Here is a 10728-nt window from a genome sequence, read left to right as displayed (position 1 = left end):
GCGAAGCGCCTCTACCCTGGGTATTGGTACAAAAAAGGTAGCAACGCTGAACCGAAGGTCACCGGCGCGGCGCTTTGCGACGCGGAAAGGTAAATTGTTGCGTTTAGCCGTAGGCGTTACCTCCAGCAGGATAATGGAAAAAAAGGTGTAGACGATTAGTATTAACCGAGCATAACGCCTTCGGCTAATCGCAACTCCTTCAGAGTAGCTATAATAGTTGTGCAGCTACCCAGGGTAGCGGACTACGCCCGCAACCCTGGGCTGGGAAAGCGCAACTCCTACAGAGTTGCTGCTGCTGACAAGCTCCACAACAAAAGGGACCAGCAGCGTACCCCACCCCAGTTCTCCCAAAGGGCTTACAACTACAACCCACATCGCCGACACCATGTCCACAGAGGACACGATGTCGGCGATGCCTATATATATTAATAAGGTGTAACCCTTACTTCACTACCTTATGGCCGTTGATGATGTAGACGCCGTGGGGGAGCGAGCTGGCGTCGGTGCCGAGATAGACACCCGAGAGGGTGTAGATTCCCACCTTGGCGGGACGGGCAGAGGGAGTGTAGACATTGTCGATACCCGACTCTACGCTGGTCTGGATTTCAACCTCATCGAGGAAGAGACGGCAGGAGTTGAAGGTGAGCTGAGTCTTGCCCGATGCTCTCAGCGTGGTGCTGCAGTCGGTCCACTGGCCTTCGGTCAGGTTGAAAGTACTGGTCGACAGCGTACCGTTGCTGGTAGAGAGGGTGAGCGTATTGCTGTTGTTCTTGTCGAAGGGAGCAGCCTTGAACTTGATGGTGACAGGCGTGTTGGCGTCGACATTGAATGAAGGACTCGTCAGATCATAGGTGCCTGACGCCTTGCCATTGCGACCTACGACGGCACACTGATAAGCGCCCTTGAGGGTCATATCAGCATCCCATCCTGTAACATCGGGTTCGAAAGTACCATTGGCAAAGTTTCTTGCCATCAAAGTGCTGGCGGGCTTATAGAAGCCATTGTCGTCGTTGGCACCGGTACCGAGACAGCGGTCGAAGGTCTCCTTGAGCAGATAGCCTTCCTGAGAAGCGCCGTTGTTGAGGTTGGCAAAGTTGAACGAAGCCAGACCGCCCGAGCAAGACATCTTGCTGATGAGGATGTTCATAAGCATCCTGCCGTTGTTGTCGTTATACACCACACAGGCCGGACTGGTGTTATTGCCCAGACTGTTGTGTCCGCCATAGGGCCATGCGTCGCCCGCCTCTGTTTCACCGCTCTTGACATTGTCAGCAGGGATGATGGTGATGCGCTCGTGGTCGTTGCCTCTATCAGGAGTATTGGGGCAGTTCCACTGCCAGAGAGTAGGATTATAGTCGATATGATTGATCATAATGCCCGAAGACGCGATATACTTGTCCCAACCTTCCTGCTGACGGTTCTCGATGAGATAGTACTCATTGCTGCTGCCGGGGTTGGTCACCTTGTAGACTTCGCCACCCTTGGCAGTGGTCTTCAGGTCCTTGACGCTGCAGGTAAGAGTTTCAGAGAGGTCAACGGGCTTGATCCATCCGCCGACCATCTTCTCGTAAGCGGTGTAGCCGGCAGGACAATACTCGTTGCCATTGTAGCTGCCCGAGCACATGAGGTCCCAGGTGCCCATGCCATACCAGGTGTTGCTGGTACCAGAGTTGCCGCGGGTGTCATACATGTCGGGATAACCCAAGCAGTGGGAGAACTCGTGGCAGATGGTGCCGATGCCCATATAGCTGCTGGCACTGCGCAACTCGTTGGAGCAGGCGTAGACGCTGACTTTCTTGTTGCCATACTTCACGGGCGAAGCGAGCTGCCACTTGTGGGGCCATACGGTATCGGCGCCGCCACCAGTAGCCTCGCCACGGCCGGCATAGATGACATAGACTTCCTCGACAAAGCCGTCGCCGTCCCAGTCATAGGGCGAGAAGTCGAGGCCATCGGCATAAGCCTTGTTGCAGGCATCAAGTATCATACCACGGGCGTTCTGGTCGTTGCCGTTGACATTGCCACCATAAGAAACCTGCGAGCCGAGGGTATAGGGACCTACCACGTCGAAGGTGATGTTGAACACGCCACCGCTCTGGGCGCTGAAGTAGTCTGCCACGCTGCCTACAAACTTACCTTCTTTGAGACCTTTCTCATTGGCCACGCGGTTGTAGTAAGCCTGGGGGTCGTCCATCGTGAAAGCAACGTCAGAGAACTGGGCGAGGATAATGAGGCAACGCTTCTCGCCGGTGAAGTTGACACGCTGTGCCACCTTCTCTCTCCACGACTTGCGCTGCTTGCCCTGACTGCGGGCAGGCTCCATCTGGCTGCGCATGTTGGTGGCGTTGAGCTGCAGCTGCTGCATGTCTGCCACACGCAGCACATCGTTGCTCTCAAGGGTGTAACAGGCGCCGTTCTCGGCTTTCCAGTAACGCATAAACTCGTCGCCACACAGCTGTACGCGAACAGTCTTGCCATCGGCGGTCTTGAAGATGCGCCACACGCTTGGGTCGGCGGGGACGGCATGGACTGCTACTGTAGCTACCAACAGCAACAGTGCAGTAAGGAATCTTTTCATCATGATTTGAATTATTTTATTTGACATTTTTGTCGATAACGTGTTCATTAGCAAACTCGTATGCAAAAATAATTATTTTTTCCAACCTAACGGCTATCATCGGGCAACAAAATGAGGTCATGGCATAAAAAAAGATTGCCAGCGCTGTGCCGGCAATCTTTTTTATTGTCATTTCCGCATGAGTCATCACGCAGATTTCTGCTAATCGATTAGCGTACCATGGTAATTTTCTTGGCCGAGAACCATATATAACCCGTGAATGAACCGTCGGAACCGAAGATACCACCACACAAGACCTTGTCGGCATCGAAGGTGACAGTCTTGAAGTCTGCACTCCAGGTACCACCGATAGGCTCGGTAGTAAGATTTCTACCGTCTTGAGAGAAGAGACATACGTAGTTAGGAGCATTGCCAAGACCGAAGTCTACACCGTCGGCAAACTTGTAAGAACCCAGTTCGTCGAATGCCAATGAGCCCTGTTTGGTAGCCTTGTCGTAGTCATACTTGAGCACGGCCATTGTCCAGTCATAGCCCATCATGCCAGAGACATAGAGATAGTGGTTGTAGTCCTCGCTTTCCTCATCGCCGCCGGTCACGGTTACCGACCACTCCTTGGCAGCACCATTGGCGTCGACGCACTTCATCTTCCATACACCCTGGAGTTTCTCATAGAACTCAGAGTCGTTGTCACGAAGTACAACATTGGTAGAAGAGTTGGCGCCTACCTTGGCGCCATCGGCAGAAACGATATATACTTCGAAGGTACGGTTTTCATTGATTTCATCGTCATCGACGGTCTTGACTTCTACCTTGCCGGCACCGTCAGAGATGACGATGGTAGTATCGGTGACCATATAGTTGACGTCCTTCTTGGCAGGGTTGCTGCCCGACTCTCTCATTGACACATGTACACGCACGGGAGCTGTAGTCTCACCTTTGACAACGATAGGCACATTGAAAAGACCTGCACCTTCCTTGACCTTGACTTCTGTCTTGCCCATCTCGACGGTTACGTCGGCATTGGTGTTCCAGCTGGCATCATCGTCCGAGCAGGCCGCAAAGAAAGCGGTCACTGCAAGGAGCATAAACAATTTGATATATTTCATACTGTGATGTATTCTTTAATAGTTATACTGATTAATCGGCGTATCCGGGGTTCTGCTGAGTCTTCAGCTTGGGGTTGCTGTCTAGCTCGCTCTGAGGAATAGGCCATGTGTAACGATAGTCACCAGCCTTATAGGTAACGCTTGCGCTCTTCACGGTGATGATACCGTTGATACCCATAGCGGCAGGATAGTCGGCAGTACGGCTGAAGCCGAGACCCAGACGACGCAGGTCGCTCAGACGGAAGCCCTCGCCTACAAACTCAAGCTGACGCTGACGCAGAGCCGAGGTGAGCAGCTGCTCAGAGGTGAACGAAGCGGCCTGATAGTCCTCGATACGGTTCTTGAGGAAGGTGTTCAGATAGCTTGAGCCATCCACATTGGTGCGGGCAGCAGCCTCGGCAGCGATGAGGTACATCTCAGAGAGACGGAAAGGCTTGCACATGTTGACCAGGTTGTTAGCGCTACCGGTACGCAGTGAGCTGTTGCCGGGGAACTTGACAAACTGGTACAGAGCATAGGTGCTACCCTCGACCTTTACACCCTCGTTGACCTCGAAGAATGTGTCGAAGCGCACGTCGCCTTCAACAGCAAAGGTATTCAGAGTGGCGTAGGTGGGGATGTAGTCGCAAGTCTGGTTGTCGGAAGAGATGTAAGCACCACCTACCGAACCGCCAAGCTCAGTATTTGACATGAAGGGGCGGAAGATCACCTCGGTACCGGCGTCATTGGTCCAGAGCTTCTTGTAATCGGCAATGGTGGTAAGAGTATAGGCACCGTTGGTGATTACGTCCTTGGCCTTGGCAAGAGCTGTGGGATAGTCGCCCTTGACGAGAGCCACACGAGCCATCATAGCCTCTACGGCAAACGAAGATACGTAAGCGGCGTTGGGCTTGAGCAGGTCGGCTACATCACTGGCACCGCTGGCCTCGTATGCCTTGATGCCGTCGTAGGCATTGGCAAGGTCGGTCTCGATGAGACTGAAGGTCTCTGCCAATGTGCTGCGGTCGGGATAGTAGGACGCATTGGATGTAGGATAGTAGACCGTCTGTAGGGGCAGACCAGAATGCTCTGCCTCGGGATTGGTCTGTGTGTAAGACTGGCAGAAGTGGTCGGCCAGGAAGAAGTAAGCATAGGCACGGGTAAACGAAGCCTCTGCGCGATAGCGTTTGATGGCAAGCACCTGGGCATCGGTAAGACCCTCCTGACCCAGCAGCTTGTCGGCCTCTTCCATCAGCTTGTTACAGTTCTTGATGACGCTGTAGCAGCTACCCCACATGCTCTCGATTTCGCCGGTAGAAGCGAGGATGTTACCGCTGTTGAGCTCACCGTTACGGTTACCGTTGCTCAACAAGCCCACAAACTCGTCGGCTACCAGGTCGGGCTGGTAGAGCCAACCGCCGGAAGTAAGACCGCGAAGATTGCTGTAGAGGATGTTACGGAACTGATAGAGGTCCTTCTCGTTGCGAATTGCGGACTGGTCGTCGAGAGCTCCGAAGGGCTTCTGGTCCATGCTACATGAAGTAACGAACAATGTCGCAAGCAACATCAGTGAAAAATATATTTTTTTCATATTCTTTTCCATTTATCGTGTTATATTGTTAGAATGTAACTTCGGCACCGAGCACGAACTGGCGGGTGTTAGGATAGTTGAACTTAACCAGGTTGATATCGGGCTCTGGGTCATAACCAGAGAACGAAGTAATGGTGAAGAGGTTACGAGCGATACCAAATACCTTGAAGCCCTTGACATAGCGCAGAGGAGCAAGCCACTTCTTGGGCAGGTCGTACTGGAGGCTCAGGGTCTTCATACGCAGGAATGAAGCGTTGTCGAGCAGATTGTCGTCGAGCATGGTCACGTTGTATCCAGCAGCAGGGATATCGGTAATCTGACCGGGCTTGGTCCAGATGTTCAGCATCTTGGTCTGCTGGTTCCATGAAGTAGCGTTGGCGGGGTTGGCGGTGAAGACTTCCTCGTTCATCAGCAGGTACTTGCCGTTCTGCCAAGCGAAGTCAGCGATGATGGCAAAGCCCTTCCAGGTGAAGTTGGTACCGAAACCACCAATCCAGGGGGCATAACGGTTCTTGCCAGTCCATACAGTACAGTTCTCCTCGCTGAAGGTCTTGGTGATGTTGCCATCCTTGTCGTACCACATGGGGGCACCGTCGCGTGGGTCAACGCCTGCACGGCGGGGCAGATAGAACTCACCATAGCTGCGGCCTACCTCATAGCGTACACCGGTATTGGCGATGGTATAGTTGTCACGACCGGCAAAGAGCTCGGTGATTTCGTTCTTGTTGTAACCTACGTTGGCCTTGAAGGTCCAGCGCATGTCGCGAGTCTTGATGATGTCTACATCGACGTCGGCTTCAAATCCCTTGTTGACCATCGAACCTACGTTACCCACACCAGCAGAGAAACCAGTGGTGAAAGAGTAAGGAACGTCCATAATCATATCGGTACTCTTGTTCTTGTAGAGGTTGATGTTGACACCCAGACGGTCAAAGACGCGGGCATTGATACCGAAGTTGAGCTTGTCCACCTTCTCCCAAGTCAGCATATAGTTGGCAGCCTGTGCGATACCCAGAGTGGTCTGGCCGTTGTAGAGCGAACCCTGGCCATAGAGACCGAAGTACTCGTAGGCACCAGGACCTGCGTCACTACCGGTAGTACCATAGTTGAGACTCAGTGAGGCATCGTTGAGCCAACTTACGTCCTTGAGGAAGCTCTCCTTCTTGGCATCCCACTTCACACCGAGTGACCAGAAGGTACCCCAGCGGTGGTCGGGAGCAAACTTAGAGCTACCGTCGCGACGGATAGAGCTGTAGAAATAATACTTCTCCTTGAAGTTGTACTCCAGAGTGGCGAAGAGTGAGTTGGCAACAACCTTGGTCTGAGCGTCCTCGAGGTCAGAGAGGGCAACGTTAGTACCGCTGGTGATGTTCATCAGACGGGCATCGGCATGACCTGTTGCGAAGGCACCAAACTGCCAGTCCTTGGTGATGCGGGTTTCCTCACCGACCAGCACGTCGATGTTGTGGTCGCCAAAGCCCTTGCGGTATTCAGCAGTGTGGATGAGGTTGTACTGATAAGAAGAGGTATAACGGTTCTGTACGGCACCGGTATTCATCGAGCCTACAGCGCCATCACCTACAATGTCGCCCATAGGAGTCCGGAAAGTCTCCCAAGGCAGGTTGCGGTTGTCGAGGGTCTGGTTGACCAGCTCGAGCGACTGCTGGGCGGTCAGGGTAAGACCGTCGATAGGAGTAAGCACCTCATTGAGTGAAGTGTTGAGGGTGATACGCTTGCGGAAAGAGCGACGGTATCTGCTGTCCTGCTCCATGGTCTTCATACCAGAGTAGTGCAGATAGTCGGCCTTGGCGCCCTTGATGAGCTTGCCGCTGTCGTCGAAGCTATAATAATAAGGTACGTCGAAGGGCAGAGCCTTACGGGCAAATACCAGAGGGTTGTTAGTATAAATGCTGCTGGCACTCTGCATGGCGCTCCATACGGCGTTCTGCTCGAAGTCCTGTACACCGATGTTGGCGCTGTAGCCCACCTTGAAGAACTTGTTCAGACGAGCGTTGATACGGGCATTGAGGACAGAGCGCTGCATAGCAGACTTCTCTACCAGACCCTGCTGCTTGTGGTGGTTGTAAGACATATAGTAGTTGACTGTCTGGCTACCGCCCTGCATGGTGGCATTGATATCATAAGTAGGAGCCGAGCTGCTCAGCACCTCGTCATACCAGTTGGTATTGAGGCCGTAGTTCTTGACCAGATTGCGGATTTCGTCGCTTACGGGCTGACCGATAATATCGCGGAACTGTACGTACTGCTCAGAGTTCATCATCTCTGCACCGTCGGAAGTAGGAGAAGAAACACCCCACTGGGCCTTGACACTAACCTGGGCGCTCTCGTTGTAACGGCCCTGCTTAGAGGTGATAAGGATCACACCGTTGGCAGCACGCGCACCGTAAATAGAAGTAGAGGCAGCATCCTTGAGCACGGTGATATTGGCAATGTCCTCAGGGTTGAGGGTGCTGAAGAATGAAGAGCTGATAGGTGCACCATCCAGAATGAAGAGGGGCTGGTTGCTGGTCTGCAGGAAGTTGACACCACGCAGACGGATTGTAGCTGTGGTCGAAGGGTCACCGGCTGAGCTGAGCACAGACAGACCAGAAACCTGACCGGCAAGAGCGTCGGTGAAGTTAGGGGTAACAATCTTGCCGAGCTTTTCAGAGCCTACAGTACCGATGGCACCTACAACGGCACCCACCTTCTTGGCCTGGCCGTAACCGGTAACCACTACTTGCTCCAATACATGACTGTCGGGGTCGAGCACGACCATCATGTTGGCAGAGGCTTTAAGACGCTTGGTAACCATACCGATGGATGAAAACTCGAGTTCAGCGTTCTTGCTGTTTACCACGAGCGAGAATTTTCCATCAATGTCTGTGGCGACACCAGTCTTGGTGCCTACGACTTTAACAGACGCACCAATTACAGGCTCGTTGTCTTCGCTGCTGACTACGGTACCTGTAACTTTTGTTTGTGCCAGCGCCATTCCTATGCTCAGGAAGAGGCAGGCAAAAAACATCGATAGTCTTTTTTCCATAAAATCTCTCTCTTTTAAATTAAAAACTATATTAACTATTATTATTATTTCATCCTCAATGACAAGTTTTCGGGGTCTTACCACCGTCTCCGGCAGCATTATGCTGACATTTTGGAAACCAAAAGCGCAAAAAACAATCCTTTAAGCACAACCTTAGAGCCGTTTTTAAGTCGTTTTGCAACTATATGTACGTGCAAAATTAATAGTATTAATGATAAATAGCAAAAATTATACAAAATATTATTACGGGGTTAACGTTTATTAACTATTAAAGGAGCTTTCAGATGATTTATATCAAGGATTGCGATTGCAGAAGATAACAAATTATAATTAGAAAGCCACAATATTTAACGGATTGTTATCGATAGTGGTATATTTAATCATTATTTATTCATCCGAGGTAATGTTAAAAACCTCAAACTGCCAAATCAGCGTTTTCGAGTTGGCTTATAGCATAGTAGGAGGGCTACCCCGCGTCCGTTTCCCACCACGTCCACCCCTTTTCCTCCCGCATTTGCAAGCAGCGGGATGATTGTTGTGATGGCGGAGGTTGGCGACACCCACACCGAGACCTATGCAAAAAGTCCCGAGCACAGCCTAATGACGCCCGAGCACATCGAAAACCCGATTTCGTGGTGTGAAATGGTGATTGCAAGCCAGGATATCCATTATGCAAGCTACGAAATGACGATTTCACACCGTGAGCGTCGTTTTACGATGTACATTGACGGGATGGGGCAAGACAATAAAAGATACAAAAAGCCGATGGCGTCTTCTGAAGGCTCCGCCTTAGTGGCGCTGACGGCATCGGCAGGAGGAGAGGCCCCTCCCCTAACCCTCCCCAAGGGGCGGGAGTTCATACTTGGTGTGTTTAAGGCGTTTAGATAAAACTCCTTCCCCTTGGGAAATACTGGGATGGCCCCAAGCGGCATCTTCTACATCCATGGACACGAACAACATATCCCTCATGACGAACACCACGTAAGCAGCGGCAACTCCTACATCCATGCACACGAACATTATACCCACCATGACGAAACCGTCGTAAGCAGCGGCAACTCATACATCCATGCACACGAACATTATACCCTCCATGACAAAACACACATAAGCAGCGGCAACTCTGTAGGAGTTGCGTTTCCCCAGCCCAGGGTTGCGGGCGAAGCACGCTACCCTGGGTACGCGCCCCCACTAACCTTGCTACTCTGTAAGAGTTGCGATTAGCCGTAGGCGTTATTCTCAATCTTATGGTTTCCGCCTGCCCAGTGCTTGCAGATAGCCTGCTGCGGGTAACGCCTTCGGCTAAACGCAACTCCTACAGAGTTGCTATCCTTTTTCGCATCAATACCCAGGGTAGAGGCGCTGCGCACCTCAACCCTGGGCTATGAAATCGCAACTCCTACAGAGTTGCCAAGGGCGCGCGCCATCCACAATGGGCCACTTATATCATTGCCATCCCCTTGCAGCATCAACGAATGGAGGACGACAACCACAGCGATACCCCCAACCGCCCCACTCCACCTTATTATATATATAGGGCGCACCTCTCTGCCCACCCTGGGGCACGAAAAAGCCCCAGACCGGGTGGGGCCGGGGCTCTTGATGAAATATGAGAGACTTAATTCAACAGTCTGAACTTCTGGGCTACATTCCACTTCACGACGAGGGGCTTTGCCTCCTTGCCGTTGACCACGGGGATGACGTGGATGCGGCGGGGGGCGTAGTGGCGGCGGGAATAGAGGGAGCTCACGTGTATCGACTTGCGCTCGTGGGGCTGGAGACGCACCATAGAGGGCATCTTGAGCACCGTATTGTTGGGCACACGCTTGAACTGGATGGTCATCGGCTTATCGGTGTCGTTGGCGAGCTTCAGCTCGAAGGTGTGGGTCTGCCCCACGGTCAACTCGGGAAACGGCAGCAGCTGCTGGTTCATGAAGAGGCCGTGTCCGTAGTCGAAGGGATGGTCTTCACGCACGGGGTGGACCATAGGCACGATGTTGGCCTTGACCCAGAGACGCACGTAAGCCGAACCGTCGTTGACGAGCACCACCACCTGCTTGACAAAGTTGCCCTGCTTGTGGTCGGGGTCGAGCGACACGGTGACCCGGGCTGTCTCGCCCGGACGCACGGCACGCTTGGTATAGTCGGCGACCATGCAGCCACACCACGTGTTGACTGCCGAGATGGCCACGGGACTCTTGCCGTTGTTGCGCAGACGGAAGACATGGACCACCTTACCGTCTTTCTCGTAGATGGTACCGAAGTCGTGGGTGCGCTCTACGGGCTTGAACGTCTCAAGAAACTGTGGTTCGCCCTGTGCCTGTGCCGTGAGTGCCGTGAAGAGTGAAAGTATGAGGAATAGCAATGATTTCATCATGTCATTATCCTTGGATTGTTAGGGAAGTATAGGGTGCCCACGCCCCAATCA

The 10728-nt window shown here is 52.6% G+C and carries 7 protein-coding genes; 1 reads left to right on the top strand and 6 read right to left on the bottom strand.

The genetic code is table 11. From position 1 onward, the window contains the following. Positions 1–442 precede the first annotated feature (442 nt). Genes CIK94_RS11450 through CIK94_RS11435 form a run of 5 tightly spaced genes read right to left on the bottom strand, consistent with a single transcriptional unit; the run spans position 443 to position 8300 of the window. A complete protein-coding gene (locus CIK94_RS11450; protein WP_158216571.1) occupies positions 443–2581 on the bottom strand; it encodes a M6 family metalloprotease domain-containing protein in 2139 nt (712 codons plus the stop codon). A gap of 13 nt (positions 2582–2594) precedes the next feature. After that, positions 2595–2750, bottom strand: coding sequence for a hypothetical protein (locus tag CIK94_RS14675; RefSeq protein WP_216821943.1), 156 nt, complete (start codon positions 2748–2750; stop codon positions 2595–2597). A 37-nt stretch (positions 2751–2787) separates the two neighbouring features. Next, positions 2788–3684 carry a Calx-beta domain-containing protein gene (locus CIK94_RS11445; RefSeq protein WP_094423094.1) on the bottom strand — a complete coding sequence of 299 codons (897 nt, stop codon included), beginning with the start codon at positions 3682–3684 and terminating at the stop codon, positions 2788–2790. 31 nt (positions 3685–3715) lie between these two features. Continuing rightward, entirely contained in the window at positions 3716–5254 is a 1539-nt protein-coding gene (locus CIK94_RS11440; RefSeq protein WP_022310336.1) for a RagB/SusD family nutrient uptake outer membrane protein, read from the bottom strand. 28 nt (positions 5255–5282) lie between these two features. Continuing rightward, on the bottom strand, positions 5283–8300 hold the full coding sequence (locus CIK94_RS11435) for a SusC/RagA family TonB-linked outer membrane protein (RefSeq protein ID WP_094387937.1): 3018 nt from the start codon (positions 8298–8300) through the stop codon (positions 5283–5285). A 528-nt stretch (positions 8301–8828) separates the two neighbouring features. Between CIK94_RS11435 and CIK94_RS11430 the strand changes: the two genes are divergently transcribed. Then, positions 8829–9188: a hypothetical protein gene (locus CIK94_RS11430; protein ID WP_094423093.1), complete on the top strand. Its 360-nt coding sequence runs from the start codon at positions 8829–8831 to the stop codon at positions 9186–9188. Positions 9189–9918: 730 nt separating this feature from the next. Here the strand turns inward: CIK94_RS11430 and CIK94_RS11425 are convergent. Then, positions 9919–10677 carry a DUF1573 domain-containing protein gene (locus CIK94_RS11425; RefSeq protein ID WP_094423092.1) on the bottom strand — a complete coding sequence of 253 codons (759 nt, stop codon included), beginning with the start codon at positions 10675–10677 and terminating at the stop codon, positions 9919–9921. Positions 10678–10728 lie beyond the last annotated feature (51 nt).

The sequence above is a fragment of the Prevotella sp. P4-51 genome, assembly GCF_002251455.1.
In the GTDB taxonomy this organism is placed as follows: domain Bacteria; phylum Bacteroidota; class Bacteroidia; order Bacteroidales; family Bacteroidaceae; genus Prevotella.
The sequence above is the reverse complement of the archived record's forward strand: the minus strand, read 5'-3'. Positions and strand labels throughout refer to the sequence as shown.

Bases quoted from the DNA above. Each gene is read 5' to 3' on its own strand.
- CIK94_RS11450 (WP_158216571.1), bottom strand. From the start codon at position 2,581: ATGATGAAAAGATTCCTTACTGCACTGTTGCTGTTGGTAGCTACAGTA.
- CIK94_RS14675 (WP_216821943.1), bottom strand. From the start codon at position 2,750: ATGACAATAAAAAAGATTGCCGGCACAGCGCTGGCAATCTTTTTTTAT.
- CIK94_RS11445 (WP_094423094.1), bottom strand. From the start codon at position 3,684: ATGAAATATATCAAATTGTTTATGCTCCTTGCAGTGACCGCTTTCTTT.
- CIK94_RS11440 (WP_022310336.1), bottom strand. From the start codon at position 5,254: ATGAAAAAAATATATTTTTCACTGATGTTGCTTGCGACATTGTTCGTT.
- CIK94_RS11435 (WP_094387937.1), bottom strand. From the start codon at position 8,300: ATGGAAAAAAGACTATCGATGTTTTTTGCCTGCCTCTTCCTGAGCATA.
- CIK94_RS11430 (WP_094423093.1), top strand. From the start codon at position 8,829: ATGATTGTTGTGATGGCGGAGGTTGGCGACACCCACACCGAGACCTAT.
- CIK94_RS11425 (WP_094423092.1), bottom strand. From the start codon at position 10,677: ATGATGAAATCATTGCTATTCCTCATACTTTCACTCTTCACGGCACTC.